Source organism: Vibrio chemaguriensis, from assembly GCF_012275705.1.
GTDB classification, from domain to species: Bacteria; Pseudomonadota; Gammaproteobacteria; order Enterobacterales; family Vibrionaceae; genus Vibrio; species Vibrio diabolicus.
In genome coordinates, this window is record NZ_SHOE01000007.1 from 46,560 (window position 1) to 67,126 (window position 20,567).

At 44.7% G+C, this 20,567-nt stretch carries 21 protein-coding genes; 10 read left to right on the forward strand and 11 right to left on the reverse strand.

What is annotated here, in order from left to right:
- Positions 1-147 precede the first annotated feature (147 nt).
- The 3 genes from ahpC to EX191_RS08540 all read left to right on the forward strand — a co-directional run bounded on the left by ahpC (position 148) and on the right by EX191_RS08540 (position 4,102).
- On the forward strand, positions 148-705 hold the full coding sequence (gene ahpC / locus EX191_RS08530; RefSeq protein ID WP_005395542.1) for an alkyl hydroperoxide reductase subunit C: 558 nt from the start codon (positions 148-150) through the stop codon (positions 703-705).
- Between the two features lie 157 nt (positions 706-862).
- The gene (gene ahpF / locus EX191_RS08535; RefSeq protein ID WP_054390893.1) at positions 863-2,431 is read left to right on the forward strand and encodes an alkyl hydroperoxide reductase subunit F; all 1,569 of its coding nucleotides are present in this window, start codon (positions 863-865) and stop codon (positions 2,429-2,431) included.
- Positions 2,432-3,682: 1,251 nt separating this feature from the next.
- Positions 3,683-4,102 (forward strand): VOC family protein, encoded by a 420-nt coding sequence (locus EX191_RS08540; protein WP_193447562.1) that lies wholly within the window; start codon positions 3,683-3,685, stop codon positions 4,100-4,102.
- A gap of 77 nt (positions 4,103-4,179) precedes the next feature.
- On the opposite strand, the gene EX191_RS08545 is transcribed toward EX191_RS08540, so the two are convergent.
- Both EX191_RS08545 and EX191_RS08550 read right to left on the reverse strand, forming a co-directional pair.
- Positions 4,180-4,719, reverse strand: coding sequence for a CAP domain-containing protein (locus EX191_RS08545; RefSeq protein ID WP_006740864.1), 540 nt, complete (start codon positions 4,717-4,719; stop codon positions 4,180-4,182).
- Positions 4,720-4,846: 127 nt separating this feature from the next.
- Positions 4,847-5,803 carry a LysR family transcriptional regulator gene (locus EX191_RS08550; RefSeq protein ID WP_193447563.1) on the reverse strand — a complete coding sequence of 319 codons (957 nt, stop codon included), beginning with the start codon at positions 5,801-5,803 and terminating at the stop codon, positions 4,847-4,849.
- A gap of 126 nt (positions 5,804-5,929) precedes the next feature.
- Here EX191_RS08550 and EX191_RS08555 point away from each other — a divergent pair, with 126 nt between their 5' ends.
- The 3 genes from EX191_RS08555 (at position 5,930) to EX191_RS08565 (ending at position 8,049) form a co-directional block, all read left to right on the forward strand.
- Positions 5,930-6,616 carry a DJ-1/PfpI family protein gene (locus tag EX191_RS08555; RefSeq protein WP_046875663.1) on the forward strand — a complete coding sequence of 229 codons (687 nt, stop codon included), beginning with the start codon at positions 5,930-5,932 and terminating at the stop codon, positions 6,614-6,616.
- An 83-nt stretch (positions 6,617-6,699) separates the two neighbouring features.
- On the forward strand, positions 6,700-7,185 hold the full coding sequence (locus EX191_RS08560) for a sigma-70 family RNA polymerase sigma factor (protein WP_193447564.1): 486 nt from the start codon (positions 6,700-6,702) through the stop codon (positions 7,183-7,185).
- 168 nt (positions 7,186-7,353) lie between these two features.
- On the forward strand, positions 7,354-8,049 hold the full coding sequence (locus EX191_RS08565) for a VC0807 family protein (protein WP_046875662.1): 696 nt from the start codon (positions 7,354-7,356) through the stop codon (positions 8,047-8,049).
- Between the two features lie 72 nt (positions 8,050-8,121).
- Here EX191_RS08565 and EX191_RS08570 read toward each other — a convergent pair whose 3' ends face one another.
- Both EX191_RS08570 and EX191_RS08575 read right to left on the reverse strand, forming a co-directional pair.
- Positions 8,122-9,114 (reverse strand): zinc-dependent alcohol dehydrogenase family protein, encoded by a 993-nt coding sequence (locus EX191_RS08570; protein ID WP_193447565.1) that lies wholly within the window; start codon positions 9,112-9,114, stop codon positions 8,122-8,124.
- A gap of 88 nt (positions 9,115-9,202) precedes the next feature.
- Positions 9,203-10,018 (reverse strand): AraC family transcriptional regulator, encoded by an 816-nt coding sequence (locus EX191_RS08575; protein WP_193447620.1) that lies wholly within the window; start codon positions 10,016-10,018, stop codon positions 9,203-9,205.
- A 111-nt stretch (positions 10,019-10,129) separates the two neighbouring features.
- Between EX191_RS08575 and EX191_RS08580 the strand changes: the two genes are divergently transcribed.
- On the forward strand, positions 10,130-10,822 hold the full coding sequence (locus EX191_RS08580; RefSeq protein ID WP_193447566.1) for an MOSC domain-containing protein: 693 nt from the start codon (positions 10,130-10,132) through the stop codon (positions 10,820-10,822).
- A gap of 48 nt (positions 10,823-10,870) precedes the next feature.
- Here EX191_RS08580 and EX191_RS08585 read toward each other — a convergent pair whose 3' ends face one another.
- The 4 genes from EX191_RS08585 to EX191_RS08600 all read right to left on the reverse strand — a co-directional run bounded on the left by EX191_RS08585 (position 10,871) and on the right by EX191_RS08600 (position 13,189).
- Positions 10,871-11,371 (reverse strand): (R)-mandelonitrile lyase, encoded by a 501-nt coding sequence (locus EX191_RS08585; RefSeq protein WP_167427836.1) that lies wholly within the window; start codon positions 11,369-11,371, stop codon positions 10,871-10,873.
- Between the two features lie 42 nt (positions 11,372-11,413).
- A complete protein-coding gene (locus EX191_RS08590) occupies positions 11,414-12,130 on the reverse strand; it encodes a carboxymuconolactone decarboxylase family protein (protein WP_054866777.1) in 717 nt (238 codons plus the stop codon).
- 106 nt (positions 12,131-12,236) lie between these two features.
- Positions 12,237-12,587, reverse strand: coding sequence for a cyclophilin-like fold protein (locus EX191_RS08595; protein WP_053808330.1), 351 nt, complete (start codon positions 12,585-12,587; stop codon positions 12,237-12,239).
- Between the two features lie 152 nt (positions 12,588-12,739).
- Positions 12,740-13,189, reverse strand: coding sequence for a cupin domain-containing protein (locus EX191_RS08600; protein WP_086015559.1), 450 nt, complete (start codon positions 13,187-13,189; stop codon positions 12,740-12,742).
- 465 nt (positions 13,190-13,654) lie between these two features.
- Here EX191_RS08600 and EX191_RS08605 point away from each other — a divergent pair, with 465 nt between their 5' ends.
- Positions 13,655-14,578: an AraC family transcriptional regulator gene (locus EX191_RS08605; RefSeq protein ID WP_193447567.1), complete on the forward strand. Its 924-nt coding sequence runs from the start codon at positions 13,655-13,657 to the stop codon at positions 14,576-14,578.
- A gap of 130 nt (positions 14,579-14,708) precedes the next feature.
- Here EX191_RS08605 and EX191_RS08610 read toward each other — a convergent pair whose 3' ends face one another.
- Complete coding sequence (locus tag EX191_RS08610; RefSeq protein ID WP_193447568.1) at positions 14,709-15,710, reverse strand: arginine deiminase-related protein; 1,002 nt, start codon at positions 15,708-15,710, stop codon at positions 14,709-14,711.
- A gap of 403 nt (positions 15,711-16,113) precedes the next feature.
- Here EX191_RS08610 and EX191_RS08615 point away from each other — a divergent pair, with 403 nt between their 5' ends.
- Both EX191_RS08615 and EX191_RS08620 read left to right on the forward strand, forming a co-directional pair.
- The gene (locus tag EX191_RS08615) at positions 16,114-17,964 is read left to right on the forward strand and encodes an ABC transporter ATP-binding protein (protein ID WP_193447569.1); all 1,851 of its coding nucleotides are present in this window, start codon (positions 16,114-16,116) and stop codon (positions 17,962-17,964) included.
- A gap of 591 nt (positions 17,965-18,555) precedes the next feature.
- Positions 18,556-19,263: a DUF445 domain-containing protein gene (locus EX191_RS08620; RefSeq protein ID WP_005392172.1), complete on the forward strand. Its 708-nt coding sequence runs from the start codon at positions 18,556-18,558 to the stop codon at positions 19,261-19,263.
- Positions 19,264-19,386: 123 nt separating this feature from the next.
- Here the strand turns inward: EX191_RS08620 and EX191_RS08625 are convergent, their stop codons facing one another.
- Together EX191_RS08625 and EX191_RS08630 are read right to left on the reverse strand one after the other, a co-directional pair.
- Complete coding sequence (locus EX191_RS08625; protein WP_006740877.1) at positions 19,387-19,863, reverse strand: Lrp/AsnC family transcriptional regulator; 477 nt, start codon at positions 19,861-19,863, stop codon at positions 19,387-19,389.
- Between the two features lie 294 nt (positions 19,864-20,157).
- Positions 20,158-20,406: a hypothetical protein gene (locus tag EX191_RS08630; RefSeq protein ID WP_012842405.1), complete on the reverse strand. Its 249-nt coding sequence runs from the start codon at positions 20,404-20,406 to the stop codon at positions 20,158-20,160.
- Positions 20,407-20,567: the final 161 nt, after the last annotated feature.

Sequence of the window (20,567 nt, forward strand, 5' to 3'; positions counted from 1 at the left end):
ACTTACATCGGGTTTCCCTATTAAGAAAGATAGGAAATGACTATCAATAGGATAGTTACAAGCGATTTTCCTTAAACACGTTCCAATGCGAATATACTTTCCGAAAGCAAGAACTGCTCACCCTAAAACATTCTGAGGAAAGTAAAAATGATTAATACAAAGATCAAACCATTTGCAGCTACAGCATACAAAAACGGCGAATTCGTTGAAGTAACAGAACAAGATGTTCTAGGCAAATGGGCTGTATTCTTCTTCTACCCAGCAGACTTCACATTCGTATGTCCGACAGAACTAGGTGACCTAGCAGACCACTACGAAGAGCTACAAAAACGCGGCGTTGAAGTGTACTCAGTATCAACAGACACACACTTCACTCACAAAGCTTGGCACGATAGCTCAGAAACCATCGGCAAGATCCAGTACTACATGCTTGGCGACCAAACAGGCAACATCACAAACAACTTCGGTGTGATGCGTGAAGGTCAAGGTCTTGCAGACCGTGCAACGTTCCTAATCGACCCAGAAGGTACTATCCAAGCAATGGAAATCACTGCTGAAGGTATCGGTCGTGACGCAGAAGACCTACTACGCAAAGTAAAAGCAGCTCAGTACGTAGCAGCACACCCAGGTGAAGTTTGCCCAGCGAAATGGAAAGAAGGCGAAGAGACGCTAGCTCCTTCTCTAGACCTAGTAGGCAAAATCTAAGCCACTGAATTTAAGCTCAATTTGACATGCTAATTGACGCTTAACTTAGAGAGCATTCCAGGTTAGATACCTTGACGACCTTCTGCCTGGTTTGCTCTCTCCCTACTGATTTTATCCAGAGTAACCACTCTTTTGTTTATTTAAGGTAACAACAACTATGTTAGACCAAGCGATCCAACAACAACTCAAACAATATCTGGCTAATGTAAAAGAAGACGTTCGTCTAGTGGTTAGTCTAGATGAAAGCAAAGCATCGAATGACATTCTGTCTCTGGCGAACCAAATCGCAGAGATGAGCGACTTTATCACCGTTGAACGTGACGACAACGCAAGCGCACGTAAACCAGTGATGACGGTGACCAACCCAGTAAAAGGCACAGCACTTCGCTTTGCTGGCCTACCAATGGGTCACGAATTTACCTCTCTGGTATTGGCATTGCTGCACTCTGGTGGTCACCCAATCAAACTAGAGCCGGAAGTGATTGAACAAATCGCAGCGCTAGATAAAGAGTTGGAAGTTGAAGTGTTCATTTCACTGTCGTGCCAAAACTGTCCAGACGTCGTTCAAGCGTTCAACATGATGGCGGCAATCAACCCGAAAGTGAAAGCAACCATGATCGACGGTGCACTCTTCCAAGATGAAGTAAAACAACGTGACATCATGGCAGTACCAAGCGTATTCGTGAACGGTGAGCTATTCGGCCAAGGTCGTATGTCTCTGACTGAAATCCTAAACAAAGTGGATGACGGCGCGAGCGAGAAAGCAGCCAAAGCACTGAGCGAAAAAGACCCATACGACGTGCTAGTTGTCGGCGGTGGCCCTGGTGGTAGTGCAGCAGCACTATACGCAGCGCGTAAAGGTATTCGCACTGGCGTTGTCGCTAAACGCTTCGGTGGTCAGGTGATGGACACCATGGCAATCGAGAACTTTATCTCGGTAAAACGTACTGAAGGTCCAAAATTGGCGACTGACCTAGCCGAGCACCTAAAAGAATATGACGTAGACGTCGTGACTGAGCAACAAGCGCAAAAACTGATGGGCGCAGCGCACACAGATGATGGCTTGATTCATATCCAACTTGAAAGCGGCGCAACGCTGAAAAGTAAGAGTGTCATCCTAAGCCCTGGTGCACGCTGGCGTGAAATGAACGTTCCGGGCGAGCAAGAGTACCGCAACAAAGGCGTCGCGTACTGCCCACACTGTGACGGCCCGTTGTTCAAAGGCAAGAAAACCGCCGTTATCGGTGGTGGTAACTCAGGCATCGAAGCGGCTATCGACCTAGCAGGTATTGTTGAGCACGTAACCGTTCTTGAATTTGCAGACGTACTTCGCGCAGACCAAGTACTTATCGACAAAGCGAACTCACTACCAAACATCGACATCATCACGATGGCACAAACCACAGAAGTAGTGGGTGACGGTACTCGCGTAACAAGCTTGAAGTACAAAGACCGCAACACAGATGAAATCAAAGAGATTGAACTGTCAGGTATCTTTGTTCAAATCGGTCTAGTACCAAACACAGAATGGCTAAAAGATTCAGAAGTAGCGCTTTCTGAGCGCGGCGAAATTGAAGTTGGTAGCCGTGGTGAAACCAGCCTAGAAGGTGTCTTCGCAGCGGGTGACGCAACGACGGTTCCTTACAAACAGATCATCATTGCGATGGGTGAAGGTGCAAAAGCAAGCTTAGGCGCATTTGACTACCTAATCCGTAAGCAAGGTTAATCTCCACTTTCTTGAGCACAAAGCGCACGGTGCTGTGTTTTCTTCCCCTGAAAACCAATCGGGGCACCGTGACAGCGATGAGTAACAAGAAATAAAAGCAAAAAACCTAGAAGCCCAAAGACTTTGCCAGCAGGTACCAACTGCTGGCTTTTTTTGGTTTTGGAGAGGGGTGTAAGCACATCCTCCAGCACTCCGAGTTCAAACTGGAGGGAATGGCTCTACAATCACGGATAATTCAATTCACACCACCAGCATCACAACGCGCTGCAAATAGATTCTGAATACTCGCTTAGGCTCCTTCAGAATGACGCTGTTCGTTAAGCGCTCTCTTCACGTCATTCCCGCGAACCTAGGTGAGACTGGGAATCTACTCACCACAAGCTTGAACGAAAGAAATTCACACACATACACGTGAAGCATCAACGGTTAGAGAGTTCATGAACATGATCCTCCTCTCAACCTCAAACCACCACCCCCACCTAACCTTCGCTTGTATCAAACTCTAAAGATCTCAATACTCCGGGCTCAAAGGGGAGGGACTGGTTCTGCAATCGTGGACAGTTAACTTCACACCGCTAGCATCACAACACGCTGCAAATAGATTCTGAATACTCGCTTAGGCTCCTTCAGAATGACACTGTTCGTTTAGCGCTCTCTTCACGTCATTCCCGAGAACCTAGGTGAGACTGGGAATCTACCCACCGCAAGCTTGAACGAAAGAAAGTCACACATATACGTGAAGCATCAACGGTTAGAGGGTTCATGAACATGCTCCTTCTCTCAACATCAAACCACCAACCCCACCTAACCTTCTCTTGTATCAAACTCTAAAGATCTCAGCACTCCGGACTAAAAAAGGGGGGGGGGCTGGTTCTACAATCGCGGATAATTCAATTCACACCACCTGCATCAAAACGCGCTGCAAATAGATTCTGAATACTCGCTTAGGCTCCTTCAGAATGACTGTTCGTTTAGCGCTCTCTTCACGTCATCCCCGCGAACCTAGGTGAGACTGGGAATCTACTCACCACAAACTCGCTCGAAAATGATTAGCACGAACAAAAGATGAAAGAGGGTTGCAAGCACCTAACCCAACTCGCAGATTCAAAGTACCACCCCACCGAATCTCTCCATGTATCAAGATCCAAAGATATCAACCCTAAAAAATTTTAAAAAAGCCCTTTACCTCGACTTAACTTGAGGTTTTAGCATGTTCATCGTTGGCTAGGAGATGACAAAAAGGAGCACATCATGATCCAACTAGAACATATTAATTTAGTCGTGAAAAACATCCCTGAAATGCTGAAGTTTTATCAAACTGCATTTCCACATTGGTACGTGCGTGACGAGGGAGAAGGTACATGGAGCGGCAAGCATAGAAACTGGCTGCACTTTGGCGACGAGTATCAATACATTGCGATGAGTGACCACGGTGAAGGAGAGAACCGCGAGTTGGGCGGCCACCAAGTAGGGCTAGCGCATTTTGCTTATGTGACCAACAACGTCGATGCCATCATAAAAAGACTGACCGATGCCGGTTATTCAATTGCCCAACCTGGGGCTGATGAGCCATACCGCAAGAATGTGTATTTTGTTGACCCTGCAGGTTTTGAGATCGAATTTGTTGAATACCTGACGGATGATCCAAAACTTCGTAACCTGACAAGCTAAAAGAGACGTAAACAATAAAACGCCAGCAGATGGTGACTACTGGCGTTTTAGTTTATCTATCAGGTTTCTTTATCGCATTAGCGCTGTTTGGCAAAAACCTGAGTCCAGTAATACCCGTAGCTTGCCGAGTGATTTTCGACAAGCGACGCGCCCATCTGATCAAAATCCGCACTCATGATATTGAGGCAGTGACCTTCGCTCGATAACCAAGCATTAACGACGGCGTTAATGGAACTTTGCCCTACGGCGACATTCTCACCAATAGCGCTCCAAGCATAGCCCGTTGCGTTGACTCGATCTGACATATTGCTGCCATCGGAGCCTGTGTGACTCATGAAATCGCTGTTCGCCATGTCGCTTGAGTGTCGATAAGCGGCGCTTTCCAAATCGTAGCTCCAAGTCAGGGCCCCAACAGGTGGCATGGTGGTTGCCCCACACTGCTGTGTAGTAGAGCGAGCACTGTTGACAGCTGCGAGCATCTGCTCGGCAAATGTGCCTTGTGACGATGTGGAACCTGTGTTTTGAGAGCCGCTGTCTACAGGTGCTGACGACTCCCCGTCGCCGCCACATGCGCTGAGAAGTAGAGCCAAAACTGGAACTAAGATCTTAGTTGGCATTGTCTTTCCTTTATGAGTGACGAAGAGCAAACTGCGCTTGTCGATAATAACGCCCAATAACCTAACAAAAACCCATAAAAGCACCATATGGCTTGGAGTGTTTTAACCAAAGACTCACATGAAGTTTTCAATCTCCTTGGTTCGGTTGGTAAATCGGCAACGTTTCAGCCCACGTATGGAATGGCGTTTCATCCATATCCTGTATCGCTTGGGTGATAAAATCGATGAACACCCTTACTCGAGCAGGCACATATTCCCGGTTGGCATAGAGCAGATACACGCCATTTCCAGCTTGGCGCATACTCGGAAATATCGGCACTAAACGCCCCGCTTTGAGCCAATCTCTCGCGATAAAGTGAGGAATCTGAGTTAACCCTAAGCCTTCTGCGCAAAGCTCTGCCATGGATTCGCCGTCGTTTACAATAAAATTTCTCTCGGGGTTATACTCACTTGCACCGTCTGGTTCTGGCATCCGAATCGGCAACAGTTTCCCCGTTTGTTTAAAACGAAAACGAACCCAAGAATGGTCATTGAATACATCCGGGCCACTCGGAATACCATGCCGCGCTAAGTAATCCTGACTGCCACAGATAATAAAATCGATAGGACTCAGCTGGCGCACAATCAACTGACTGTCCTGAACAACACCAGAACGAATCGACACATCAATCCCTTGCTCAATAATATCAACGTAGGCGTCATCGTAATGAATATCGATAGTGATACTGGGGTAGCGGCGACAAAACTCTTTTAATAAAGGGCGAATGTAAAGGCGACCGTAAGAGACCGGCACATTAATCTTAAGCAGTCCTGAAAGCACATCATTGTGGCTTTTCAATGAATCCTCACACGCTGTCAGTTCGTCCAGTACAAACCTAGCGGTATTTGCGTATCGACGACCGGCTTCTGTCAGACGGATCTGTCGCGTAGAACGTTGGAAAAGCTGTATTCCCAAGTCGCTTTCAAGACGATGGATGGCCTTACTCACCGTAGAAGGGTCTGTGCCATACGCTTTGGCGGCCGCAGCAAAACTGCCACCTTCTAAAGTGGCAATAAAAAATCGTAGGGACCGTATCTTATCCATAAAACTCGTGCACTCCATTCGTGAACTTTATTCACTTTAGTAAAGACAAAGTGGCTCTTCAATCACCAATCAGCCCAAATATAATGAATCTCAATAACTTGATGCTCTGTTAGCGAGGAAAAAACAATGGGTAAAAATGGATTAAAGAATGCACTACAACTATTGATAGCGACCTTAGTCCTATTCTTTGGGATGCTTCAAACGGCACATGCGGCGGATAAACGCATTGGCATTCTGGTTTATGACGGCGTATTGACCTCTGATGTTACTGCGCCTTTAGAGGTCTTTGGCGTCGCAAGTCGGCTGACTTGGTTTAGTGATTATGAAGTGCTCACTATTTCCGTCTCTGAGCAGAAAACCATCACCACTGAAGAGGGATTAAAAATTGGTGTGGATGCTTGGATTGGCGATCAACCGGAACTCGACGTGCTGGTTTTAACATCCAGCTACGACATGGATGCGCTAATCGAAAACAAGGATCTCATTCACTTTATTCAAACCACATCAAAGGCGGCAGATTGGATGGCAAGTAATTGCTCTGGTGCGTATCTATTGGCCGAGGCTGGCCTGTTAAACGGTAAGAAAGCGACGACGTGGGCAGGAGGTGAAAACGGATTACAAAAAGACTATCCAGCAGTTGATGTACAGGTCGACCAGAATTTTGTTGTTGATGAGGGTGTCATCACCTCAAACGGCAGCCTAGTTAGCTATCAAGCCGCCCTTAAATTGCTGCATCTCATGACTTCAGAATCTAAAGCTCAAGAAGTCGCAGACGCCCTTCAATACTCACGTTTTTCTACCCAGCCCTTTTAAGCGGGCAAGAACTAAACCGCAGGTAACCTTTGAGCTTCAGAGGTTACCTTACTACTCAGCTCTACACTTCTGATCTTAATCCTATGGAAAAACACAAACGATACGAAGCACTGACGAAGGAGCGATACCAAGATATCTATCGTCTCGCATATTGGCTATGCAAAGATCATCACCTTGCTCAAGATTTGGCGCAAGACACCTTCCTGAAAGCGTGGCGATTCTTTGATAACTTAAATGATCCCAATGCCGCGAAGCCTTGGCTCATCACCATTTTGCGTCGTGAGAATGCTCGGCGCTTTGATAAAAAGCAGTACGATTTTGTCGATATTGATGAGTGTGTAATACAGGCAAAAACCTACCCTGGCAGTGACCACGACATGGCACAAGATTGGCTTCAAAAACAAATGATGATTCTCGAACCCAAATACCGAGAGCCATTGGTCTTAAAACTCGTAGTCGGGTTTAATCATAATGAAATTGCTCAAGTATTAGAGCTTAATCACAACACCGTGGCGACTCGATTATTCAGAGCACGCAATCAGATCATTGCGCAGAGGGAGAGCGATTAAGACACAAAAAAAGTAGTCAATCATGTCAACTAACTGGCTATGCTCCGGTCTATTTCATAAGTCGTTACACAACTCGGCGCTTTAACGCTTTACATCAAGCGCGACTAGATGAACACTTCTCGTCAAAGTACAATAACAGCCGACATAGAGTAGAGTCAGTAAAACATTATGAGTAACACGACGGCGAAAAAGCCGAATCCCCTATTCGAGATTCTTTTTAACGTATTCATCCCTTCCTTTATCTTGATGAAGTTTAGCGGCGATGAACACCTAGGAACAGCAATGGCGCTGGTTGTCGCTTTGCTATTTCCTATCATTTACGGCGGTATGGACCTTGTCCGGAACAAGAAATTTAACTTTATTTCTGCACTTGGCTTTATCAGTGTTTTATTAACTGGCGGCATTGGCTTGTTAGAGCTCGATACACGTTGGTTAGCCTTGAAAGAAGCCCTGATCCCTGGCCTGATCGGTTTAGCGGTTTTGGGCTCAACGTTTACCCGCTACCCACTGATGCAGAAGTTAGTACTGAATGACACGGTATTGAATTTATCGCTGATTAACGAACGCTTGAAAGAGAACGGTCAATCAGAGGCATTTGAACGTTGTCTAATGTCATCAAACTATCTGTTTGCGAGTACTTTTGCGTTTTCATCCGCGATGAACTACTTCCTTGCGACTTGGATCGTGACCAGTCCTTCGGGCACGGCTGCCTTTAATGAAGAGTTGGGTAAGATGACGCTTTACAGCTACCCGATGATTGCAATTCCAAGTATGTTAATGATGTTCGGTATTTTTTATTACATTTGGCGTCAAGTACGTACGATGACATCGCTCGAAACAGAACAAATTTTCCATCTAAAATAGTCCCATCATTACAAATAACCCATCAAAAAGGGAGGATTTTATCCTCCCTTTTCTCAACAGACTCACTGTAATTCATAGCGTCAAAATGATTTTTCCTGACACCGCCGATGAGCGTTGCTCAACCATTTCAATCGCAGTTTGAAAATCCTCTAGCGGCAGCTCAGACGCTACATTTAACTTTATATCGTTGGCAATAAAGTGGTCTAACATTTCAGCGAATACCGCCTTTCTCACGCTTTTACCTACCGATTCTTCCCAATACCGCAAAAAGAAGGGGTTAAAGTCGATGTTGTTGGTCTTCATCGATTCAAAAAACGCAGGCGTATAAGGCGCTAACGACAACGTTCCGTAGTTGATGTATTGGCCATTTTCTTTCAAGGTACGAATGAGATACGTGCCAGCCTCACCACCGATCGCATCCAAAGCGGCCGTTGGTTGTGGCAGTTTGCGCGTTTGCAGTTGCGCGTGTAAGTCTTGCTTCGCGTCCAACACTGGAATCGTATCGTACGGATACTCGTCTGGCTTTGAAGTGACAGCAATCAGTGTAAAACCCAGTGAATGGGCGAACTGGGCAAATATCTTACCGATCGCTGACCCTGCCGCATTGATGATCACCACATCGTCTTTGTTCAACTTAGCCACTTTCGTGGTGATAACCCACGCGGTTAGCGCGTTGATATACAACTGGCAGGCATAGCCGTTATCCAAACGTTCAGGTAGCGGAAAAAGATTCTCAGGCGAAGCATCTATGTAGTATTGCCAAGTACCACTCATCGCCACCAACACTTTTTGCCCAACTTGAAAGCCAGTGTGACCGACAGCACTGACTTCCACCACACGCCCAACCGCTTCAAATCCTGGCACGCGAGGGGGTACGTGAACGCGGCGGTATTGCCCAACACCATAAATGGAAAGCAAGTCACTTGGGTTAATATTGGTGGCTTCCAGTCGCACCCGAACCTTGCCCTGAGCAAGCGGTTTGAGGGGCACTTTTTCCAACGACAGCGATGTTTTTGGCTGACCAAAGCAGAATTGGTTCACTCGAGTATTTATCGTTGGTGCCATTGTTATTCATACCATGTAATTGAAATTCAAAAAGGAAGTTTCGCGACTTCTACTCAAACGCATTGAGTTAAGTCGAAGCTCTGTATTTCTACCTGCGCGATGCGCCGTTCACTCTAAACTGTTGTGGCGTCATATCAAAATAGGCTTTAAATGCTTTGATGTAGGATGAATCGTTTTGATAACCCACTCGGTCTGCAATGGCTTGGATTGGTAACGTTTCATCTAACAAAGAAAGCGAGTAAATCAGCCGAATTTGTTGCCGCCAAAGCAGAAATGAAGTGTTGAATTCCTTGGCGAACAACCGTGATAAAGTGCGCTCAGACGCCCCAATTTTCTCCCCCCACTCTTTTAGCGAACAGCTCAACGCGGGCTCGTCAGTCAGTTGCTCGAAAATCAGTTTGAGTCGGCGATCTTGTGGCAGTAATAACTGAAATGTCTGCACGTTGCTTTTCAAAATTTGATCATGCAACACCGCCAGCAAATGCAGCACTTCTTCATGGCTTGCCTCATTTTCACACTGTCTGCGGATCTCTTGTAAAAGCTCATTTAAAAACGGCGTTAAAGCAATGGTTCTCACTTGTGGATCGTACGTCGCACCAAACTCAGGGTTGAGGTAAATACCAACAAATATCGTGTTGCTCACAGCAACCGACTCGTGTTGAACACCCGCAGGAACAAATAACGCAGAAGTGTGCGGAACCAAATGCTGATAATGCTCCGTTTGCGTTTGCAATAACCCTTTGATAGGAAAGATGATTTGATGCCAAGTGTGTTGATGCAGCGCATCAATGTAACCTTTTGGCATGTCGATGGTTTTCACCAAAACAGGAGAATGGGGATTCGCGGCCATCATCTCATTGGAGGTCATGACGCCTGACTTCGAATCAATTTGGCGAGTTAGCATTGTTGATTGTCTTTTCATCCCTATTCCGACACAAGTTCACTAGGCTATCATGCTCCGCATCGCGAATGAAGATAAACACTTTATCTCTCATTCAAACAATAAGGAGGTTACATGAAGAAAATCGGCGTCGTAAAAGCTGTGCTAGCAGGGAAAACTGTCCCTTATGCTCATGGAGCGCAAAGCGCAATCAACAAACAAGTGTTGCCCGATCGCCAGCACGCAACAGAGCTTGGTTTTACCAGTGATGAGCAAGGCGATCCACGCTTTCATGGTGGCATTCAAAAAGCGCTTCATATTTACCCAAGCGAGCACTACTCAATCTGGCAACAACAATTAGGAAAAAGAACAATTTTCCAATCCGCTGGCGGCTTTGGCGAAAACATCAGCTCCGAAGGCGTAACCGAATCCACGATTTGCTTGAAAGATAAAATCCGTATCGGCTCAACACTACTGGAAGTGTCGCAAGGTCGCATGCCTTGTTGGAAGCTTAACGTACGATTTGACCAACACGACATGGCTAGGAGACTGCAAGATACGCTTCGAACAGGCTGGTATTTCCGAGTGTTGGAGGAAGGCGATATCGGTGCAGGTGACAAGATTATTCTGTGTGAAAGACCTTATCCAGAATGGCCACTGGCTCGCATCATGGGGGCGGTTTTCACTGGCTGTTTAGATAGAAAAGAACTCACTCAACTGTCTGAGCTGCCGTTAGTCGAGTCTTGGGGCAAGTTGGTCGAGCGCCGCCTAGAAACTGGCGAAGTCGAGGATTGGGAAATGCGCTTGGTTGGCCCAACAAGACAATAAAAAACGCAGAGTAAAAGCTCTGCGCTCACTATAAAAACGTGGCCTTAGTTATTGCTGTCCTGCTGCATACTGACCATCGGTGACTTGCTCTTTCCAGATAACGTTTTCACCGTCTTTTGACGCCGTAACAACTAGGTGAGTCATTGGCGCATTTGGTGTTGCACCGTGCCAATGGTCGATACCAGGCGGACACCAAACACTATCACCAGCAGCAAATCGAATTACATGCCCATCACGCGTTCCTGTAAGTGCGGTACCGGAAGTGACGATCATGTGTTGTCCTGCAGGGTGAGTATGCCAAGCGGTTCGAGCTCCTGCATCAAAAGTGACATAGGCGGCGCTGTAGTTTGCAACTTCGTTTTCAGGAAACAACATCTCGACGTTAACTTTCCCGGTAAATAGGTTTTCAGGTCCTTGAAACGATTTCTGATCAGCAGAGCGATAAACTTGCTGCGAAGATGAGTTACCATCGGCTGCTTGAGCGATTGGAAGCATAAATCCCGTCGACAACAGCACAGACCAAATAAACAATGATGATTTATTTTTCATAAACGAATTCCTTTCTAATTGATATGATTGGCCAAATAATATTTATTTTTCCAAAACTGTTTTTAGGACCGATTGAGCATTGTTAGACACACTTTCACCACAGCACTCACTTAATACAACAATAAATTCCTCTAACTCTTGAATAGAAACATTGTTATTCATACTGATATTATAGTGAGCTGCTAATTGGCTATTAACACCGTTCATATTTGCTAATGCTGCAATCGTAGCAATTTCACGCTCTTTCCAAGTGAGCACATCGCGTTCAAAAATATCACCAAACAAATGTGCTTTTAGGTATTCATCAATTTGCGGAGAAAAATCGAATAGCGCGCCTTTTACTTCTGCACCAACAAGTTGTGTTTGGTTTTCAGCGCCAAATTCTAAGCTGGTTTTATCGTTAGGTAACGCTCTTGATTCTCGCCCTAAGATATCGGTAATACCTCGGCTTTTGCGTTCCTCCAACACCGTCATAAATGTTGCTAGTCCATTCAAACTGCGCGGAAATCCAGCATACGCATACAACTGAGCCAGCAGTTCTTTTATCTCGTTGACCGTTAGGCCTGCGTCTAACCCATCATTAAGGCTTTGTGTTAGTTTTTCTATTTCACCACTCGCAGTAAAAGCAGAAATAGGAATAATAGCTCGCTCTTTATCACTGAATATTTCTGATGCTGAAGCGATATTCGTTGTGCATAGCGTTGTCATAGTGAGCACCAATATTAATATTGATTTAACAGATTTGTTTAATGCTTTCATATCAAAATTCCATTATGTAACGGTGTTCTAATCCATAGAAGCTCTAGAAATATATTTATTAGCGTTCTGATTTCTACATTAATAATTCACATTGTTAACTGGGTCATTAATTTACTTTTTCGATCGTGACACGGTTTGTTTCTTTCGAAATAAAGCAATGAATCCCATCATCGATTTGACCTAATTTAATTAACCCAGACGCGTAACCAAAGTCTTTATAAAAGATAACTAAATTTCCCCAAGGGGCGTAATAAGAGATGTCACCCGCTTTTGATTGAGTTCCAGAAGGTGCGCCTTCGCGAGTTAACTTATTCGGTAAGTAAGCAATTTTCTCTGTATTTGCGTAGTCTTGTAGATCTAATGTTAGAGGCAATTGACGAACAAAATCGTCTGTACTCGCACTGCTCTTCAATGTGCCTAAAACACTGCAATCATCGAAAATAAAACGAATTTTCACTATATTTTCCTCCAATCCAGCGCTATTAACTTCTGCGTTTACAATGCAGGGGAACATCCAGGCACTACTCACCAAAACGCATCTCACCCACTGATTGAAACGGTATGCTTGTCTCATCGAGATTCCCTTTTCTCACTGAAAACTTGCTCGGGCTACTTTAGTTGCATGTACTCTTGATCAGAGACTGGTTCGCACCATTCATTACTTGCGCCTTCAGCCGGTATTTCTATTGCTACATGTGAGAACCAACTGTCTTTAGCTGCGCCATGCCAATGCTTAGTACCTGGCGCGATATGCACGACATCGCCAACATTCAACTCTTGTGCTGGTTGGCCAAATTCTTGATACCAACCTCGCCCTCCTGTCGCTAACAGAATCTGCCCACCTTCATGATGAATATGCCAAAAATTGCGACACCCTGGTTCAAACGTTACGTTCGCCACAATAAGACCAGGCTGATTGAGCAACGCCAGATAACTCGTACCGGTAAAGTAATCCGCATACGCTTCATTCTTTTCACCAAACTCGAAAATGCCTCGACCTTGAAATACACCGGCTTGCAGTACGTCAGGGATTTGAGTATTGCTTTTGTTATTCATCATGACTCCAAATAGTGTTCTTGAGTGCTTTCATCACCCTACAAACGTAAGGCATGTTCATTCACTCACCAAACCATAGGTTCACTGTATTGCGCTTTGATAGATGACCGTTAGCCTATTCTTTGCTAATACTTGCCCAATATTCCAAACCAATACAAAAGACAACCATACTTAAGACCGGTTAGAAAAAACGAAATAAAAACTCAGTAATACATAATAATTTGATTTTTAAAGAATAAACTCATGGAAGACAATTAGCCCGCTCAACAATCAAGCAGAAAGATCAATCTCCGATCGCTTAACCTCGAAATAGACACTTGCCCAATATTCTTTACTTAAAGAAATGAACTGTTATAACTATGCTTAATCAAGTCGCTTAATTGACTCCGAAGAGGCGTTAACTACAAAGGCAGAAATCGCATGCCGTTAACACCGAACCTGAGGCCAACTAGAGGAGAGCACTGACCTATGCAAGAGGTACCGTCAAACACTTCGTCAACCCTGGCCTGTGCAATAGAAAAGCTTGCCAAGCACATTGAGAAATGGGCAAATGGCGCGAACCAATATGACACAGAAATTCCAGGATTAAGGTTCAGTCGTTGGGCAACCCCAACACCACCAACAAGCTACACCCACAACCCAAGTATTTGCTTAATTGCTCAAGGGAGAAAGCGCGTGTTGTTGGGTGAAGATAGCTTTGTTTACGATGCTAACCACTTTTTGATCTCCTCTGTCGACTTGCCGATTATCGCCAATATCATTGAAGCCAGTGAAGATAAACCTTATTTAGGGGTGATTATGGAGCTGGATCTGACTGAAATATCTCAACTTATTGTCGATAGTGAACTGACGTTTAATCAAAGCAAAGAAGCACAAAAAGGCATAGCGGTTGGAGAGTTGTCGGAGCCATTACTTGACGCCTTTCTGCGTTTAATAGAGCTGCTGGATGAAGGACAAAGCATCAAAATTTTAGCGCCGATCATTAAACGAGAGATTTTTTATCGACTGTTAATCACCGAACAGGGCGCTCGTCTTAATCAAATCGTAACTGCAGGAAGTCACAGCCATCAAATCGCGAAGGCCATTGATTGGTTGAAGAATAATTTCGTAAAGCCGTTAAGTGTCAGTGAGTTAGCCGCCTACAGTGGCATGAGTAAATCGGCGTTTTATACCCACTTTCGTTCTATGACATCTATGACGCCACTGCAATTTCAAAAGAAATTAAGACTCAGCGAAGCTCGGCGTTTAATGCTGACAGAAAACCTCGATGCCATGGCGACTACGTTTAAAGTGGGTTACGAAAGCCCTTCTCAATTTAGCCGTGAATACAGCCGTTTATTTGGTGCGCCACCATCCAAAGACATCAAGTCTTTGCGCGAGAGTATGGGTTAAGCTCGGAATATCCTAGGAAGAAGCTAGAAAGTGAAACCGTCAGCCTCGTACTGCCTCGAGGCTAACGGTTTTATTATTTGGGAGAGAATGAACGTCACCTGCATTTGCAAGCAAAACTGCGCAATATTGTTTATAACACCGCTTGTCGACTAGGCAAAAATACCTCACCCAACATACAGCGAACCGAGCCACCACCAATAGATTCTATGGTAGAAACATCGAATGGCAGCAATTTACCGTGCGTCGCAAGTTGATTTCTTTGTGCAGGAGAGAAAGCATCGTATGCCGATTGCGACATCGCAATGACTTTGTCTCCATTGATGGTTTCCAACTGAAGAATGTTGCCGCAGAACTGGTTCATTTGCTCAATCGAAATAGAGATCACTTGCTTATCTTTGGCGAGTGATTTCAGAACAAAACGACGCTCAAATTCTGGGATCACTTCGTCACAAATCACGCAGAACTGCTCACCCACAGCCATCATCACGTTGGTATGGTAAATAGGCGCACCAGACGGCAAACGAGTTTGGAAAGAGATCACTCGTTCATAGCCAATACGATCGGCGTAATCTTCTAAAACCAGACGATCACAACGTTGTGAGAGTGCGGCATAGACCGTTTTATTTAAGTGGTCAAAGACCATCACACCCGTGCTTTCTAAATACGCTTGCTCATCAAGATATTCAGTTAGGCTGCTACGTCGATGAACTTCTCGCCCAGCTTGCGCTAGTGCCGCCACAAGCGCATCGGGACGCACTTCTTTTTGACGGTTTTCACAGGCCATTGGAAAGGTGTACAACGTGCCATCTGGCGTAGTGCTAAACCAGTTGTTTGGAAATACCGCATCTGGCGTCGCAACATCTGAAGCTGAATAATCAAACTCAACAACTTGAACGCCCTCTTGACGCAGCGTAGCTACCATACTCGCGAACTCGGCCATCACTCTACGCGAGACTTCTTCTTGGCTGAGTGACACTTTATGTTGGAACTCATTATCTTGTGCGGTTTCTTCATTAAAACGAAACTCTTTCGGTGGCACCATCACTACGCAGTTTGCGGTTTGGCGCTGAGCACTTTGCGTACTTTCTTCTTTCCCATTAGCAAATTGGGTCACTGATTCGTGTAATAGCATCCAATACATTCCTTATCACTAGAATGAGGAGATTGTAAATTTATTGTTAACTTCAGTTTTGCTGTTTTCACAATTAATTTAATTACCTAGAAGTAATTTTCACTGCACTTAGCTTATTTCTCCCGAAATTTTATTGTCACTATGCAGGTTTAAGGTTTTATGGCATCGCGATGAACATGCGAAGAATTCATCATAAGAATCAGAACCATAGACAACCACACCCATAACCAACTAGTTACATTTAAAACACAATCGGTTAGACTATTTTTTCGCCCCTCTCGTCAATCCGTCTGCTTTCTCGAGGAGCAGCCAAAAACCCTTATACACGCGACTTCGTCCAAAGCTGCGTGAGTCGATGGATTTAGCCACCCCAAATGGCACTGTTTTAACTTTAGGATGAGTTATGTTTAAACGATTTGAAGGCTTTACAGAGCCGTTCCCCAAATCCACACCAGATCAGCCTCCTTCAGGGATGCTCGCTTTTTTACGTTATTACACCCGCGGCTACGAAAAGCCTTTGATCATCATGTCTTTGATGGCCACGATTGTTGCTGTCGTTGAAGTTATGTTGTTTGGCGCGATGGGACAATTGGTTGATTGGTTGTCCACCAGCAATCCAGAAACGTTCTTGCAAGACAATAAAGCAGATTTGATTTTTTACGGAACCTTATTGTTGGTTGTCATGCCCATTTTGGTGATCGTGTATTCGTTGCTCGTTCACCAAACATTATTGGGCAACTATCCAATGTCTATCCGCTGGCTTGCACACCGGTATTTGCTCAATCAAAGCTTAAACTTCTATCAAGATGATTTTGCAGGCCGAGTTGCAACTAAAGTCATGCAAACGTCACTAGCTGTGCGCGAAACCGTCATGAAAGCTATGGATGTGTTTGTTTATGTTACGGTTTACTTCACCAGCATGATCATTATGTTAGCAACGGCAGACTGGCGCTTGATGATCCCAATGATCGTCTGGCTGCTCGCTTACATCGCTATCCAAATCTATTTCGTTCCTAAGCTTAAAGACGTCGCTTCAGCGCAGGCCGATGCACGTTCGACAATGACAGGACGCATCGTCGACAGCTATACCAATATTCAAACGGTCAAACTGTTTTCTCATAGCCAGCGCGAAACCCAATATGCTGAGCAAGGCATGAAGGGATTTTTGAATACGGTCTATCGTCAAATGCGCCTAGTGACTGGCTTCGACGTTGCTGTAGAGATCTCAAACTATATTTTGGTGTTTTCCGTTGCTGCTTTATCGATTTACCTGTGGTTGGATAGTGCCATCAGCGTTGGCGCGATTGCGATTGCTGTTAGCCTTGCATTACGCGTAAATGGTATGTCGATGTGGATCATGTGGGAAGTTGGCGCCCTCTTTGAAAATATGGGAACCGTAGTCGATGGAATGAAAACGCTCTCTAAGCCTATTGATATTAAAGATAAACTAGGCGCAAAAGACTTAGTAGTCACTGAAGGTGGCATTCACTTTGATAACGTCAGCTTCCATTACGGTGAGAACAAAGGCGTGATTAGCCATCTCGATCTCAACATCAAACCAGGAGAGAAAGTCGGCTTGGTTGGGCGCTCCGGCGCCGGAAAATCGACTTTGGTGAACTTGTTACTTCGTTTCCACGATGTCGAAGACGGCAGCATTAAGATCGATGGACAGAACATCTCAGAAGTCACACAAGACTCTTTGCGTTCAAAGATCGGTATGGTGACCCAAGATACTTCTCTGCTACACCGTTCGATTCGAGACAATATTTTGTATGGCAACCCAGATGCGACTGAAGAAGATTTGCTGAAAGCCACTAAGCAAGCGCATGCCCATGAGTTTATTGAAACTCTGACCGACCCATTTGGTAATGTCGGATACGATGCGCAAGTTGGTGAACGTGGTGTGAAACTGTCTGGCGGCCAACGTCAGCGTATCGCAATATCTCGTGTGCTACTCAAAGATGCACCATTGTTGGTACTGGATGAAGCAACATCGGCTCTGGATTCAGAAGTCGAAGCAGCGATTCAGGAAAGCTTGAATGAGTTAATGCAAGGAAAAACCGTTATTGCGATTGCGCACCGATTGTCGACCATAGCACAAATGGATCGCCTCATCGTGCTAGATAAAGGCAGTATTGTTGAGCAAGGTTCTCACCAAGAGCTCATCGCGAACAACGGTATTTATGCCCAGCTTTGGGCGCATCAAACTGGCGGATTTATCGCTGAAGAGTTAGAAAATCAACACGTTTCTTAATTAGCGAGAAACCCAATAAAAACGGCGCATGAAGCGCCGTTTTTCATTTTTATTAATAAGCCTATACTCATATAGCCATTATAGTTTCTCATATATGAAACACCCTCCATGATAAAGCTCACATTTTTTCTGCTAATATACCGCCTCGTTGCGTATCCATTGCAATGAACACAATACAGAGTTTTGAGCCGTCTTCATTTGTCATTTCACTTTTTGAGAAACAGCTATACTCAATAGATGGCTTAGTTATTAGATTAACAATAAGGTAATTAGCTTATGTGTAAATGTGGTTCAATGCAGATCGTACAACTCAAACCAAGTTGGGCTGACAAGCTATTCGGCTACTCAGAAAGATGGAAATGCCAACTTTGTTGTAAGATCTACCGCATCTAAAATTAAAAATAGAATCTTAGTTTTTCTAAGAAAAAGCAGTGGCCCGACAGTAATTGTCGGGTTTTGTTTTTCTGCACATCCATTTTTATCCCTTCGCAACACGGTCACTCATCACGGCAAAACCTAGCATCTCAATGTGACTTAGGTATAGAATCAGGCCCACTTATTTATTCCGATATTCACATATAACTGGTCACTATGAACAAAAGTTTGCTAACGAATGTCCTCGCTATCGCTTTGATGGCTGGAGGTCATCAATTACAAAACGACTACCTTTGGTATGCGGGGCTGTTTGCGTTCTCAGGCGCCATCACTAACTGGCTTGCCATCCACATGCTGTTTGAAAAAGTGCCTGGATTATACGGTTCTGGCGTGATCCCCGCGCGATTTGAAGAGTTTAAACTGGCTATCAAAAACTTGATGATGGAGCAGTTCTTTACCGAAGCGAACATCGATCGATTCTTGAACAAAGAAATGGCGGGCGGTGTAAACATCGATCTTCAACCTGTGATTGAGAAAGTGGATTTAAACCCAGCGTTTGACTCTTTGGTAGAAGTGATCGAAGGCTCTCAATTTGGCGGCATGCTAGCGATGTTTGGCGGCGCGGAGGCATTACAACCTATGCGGCAGCCTTTCGTCGAAAAGATGCAAGAATCCATTATTGAGTTGAGCAAGAGCGATAACATCAAAGAAGCACTGAAAGAGCAGTTCGAATCTCCTGCTATGATGGATGAGATAAAGCAAAACATTGAAGGCATCATTGATCAGCGCTTGAGCGAGTTAACACCCGCACTGGTCAAAGAAATGGTGCAAAAAATGATTAAAGAACACCTTGGCTGGCTAGTCGTTTGGGGTGGCGTATTTGGTGGTTTGATTGGTGTTATCAGCACCTTTATCGGCGCATAGTCGCTCACCGATTTATCAAAAAGGAGCTTCGGCTCCTTTTTGATCTTGAAAAAGTAATCCGCCAAGTCACGTTAAATAATATGCTCAACGCATAAGCGCTGTAGTCATAGACATCAGCCTCGCCTAACCAAGGAGCTCCGGGTTCACGCCAAATCCTGTTTTATGTTCTTCAATTACCACTTCACTGCGAGTCTGGATTACGCCTGGAAGCGTGCCTAACTTACTCGACATAAACTCCTGATACGCTTTCATGCTCTTAACACGAACCTTTATCATGGTATCGAAGTCCCCAGAGAGCGAATAACACTCTTCAATTTCCGGCATCAATTCGACGGCTTTCGCAAACTTTTCAAAAATGGAAAAACTGGTTTGGTCTAAGCGAATATGGATGAATACTTGCACATCCAACCCTAATTTTTCCGCATTCAGCTCAGCATGGTAGCCATTGATATACCCCTCTTTTTCTAGTCGCTTCACGCGGTCAGAACACGGCGAGGTCGTTAAGTTGATCTGCTTTGCGAGTTCAACAACTGGAATTCTGCCTCTTGAATGAAGCACTCTCAAAATGTGTAAATCAATCCGGTCCAATTGGTAACTCATTAACCACATCCTTGTAACCACTCAGGAAGCATCACATTAATCGTTGCTTAAACAATTGCAAACCATCAAATGCACAGCATGTGAAATTCAGCAGAGAATAATTAGAAAATAACTAAGGAAGGAAAGGGCTGCGATTACTGCCGCTCTCTCCATAACCGAGTATGAAGAACAAAAGTAATCTAGCGGCTCCCGTAGAGTCGCAAATTTGAAAGCGTGTGATACGCCTTTATAGATCTGGCGTGCGGGGCAAGCAAGCCGCCCTGTTTAGCTATTAATCATAGCTATCGCTCTGAATTAGAGAGCTGCCGACGTATGCCTGGTAGGATGAGGAATCACTTCTCCAATTGCACGATGATTACAGCATCGGCAGTAGTATTGTGGTTCCATCTCGTAGTAGTGTTCACCTGATACAAATTTCGCCATCAGCTGTGTAAAACTCACCACTTTACCTGTCAACGAATCAACGGGCTGTGGCTCGCAACGCTTCATGATCACTTTATGTTGCGTTGATTTTCTACAAGCTGCGCAATATATATCCGGCATTTCTCTTCTCCCTGTTTTTCAGTACTACTGACAATTGACATATTTTGTTCAAAATAATTCCACAATAAAAAAGCCCCTTTAATTTTTTGTGTCCTATCTTCAAAAAATTGGACGAAAGTATCAAAAAATTGAGACATTGGTCAGACCTCAACTTTTGTACC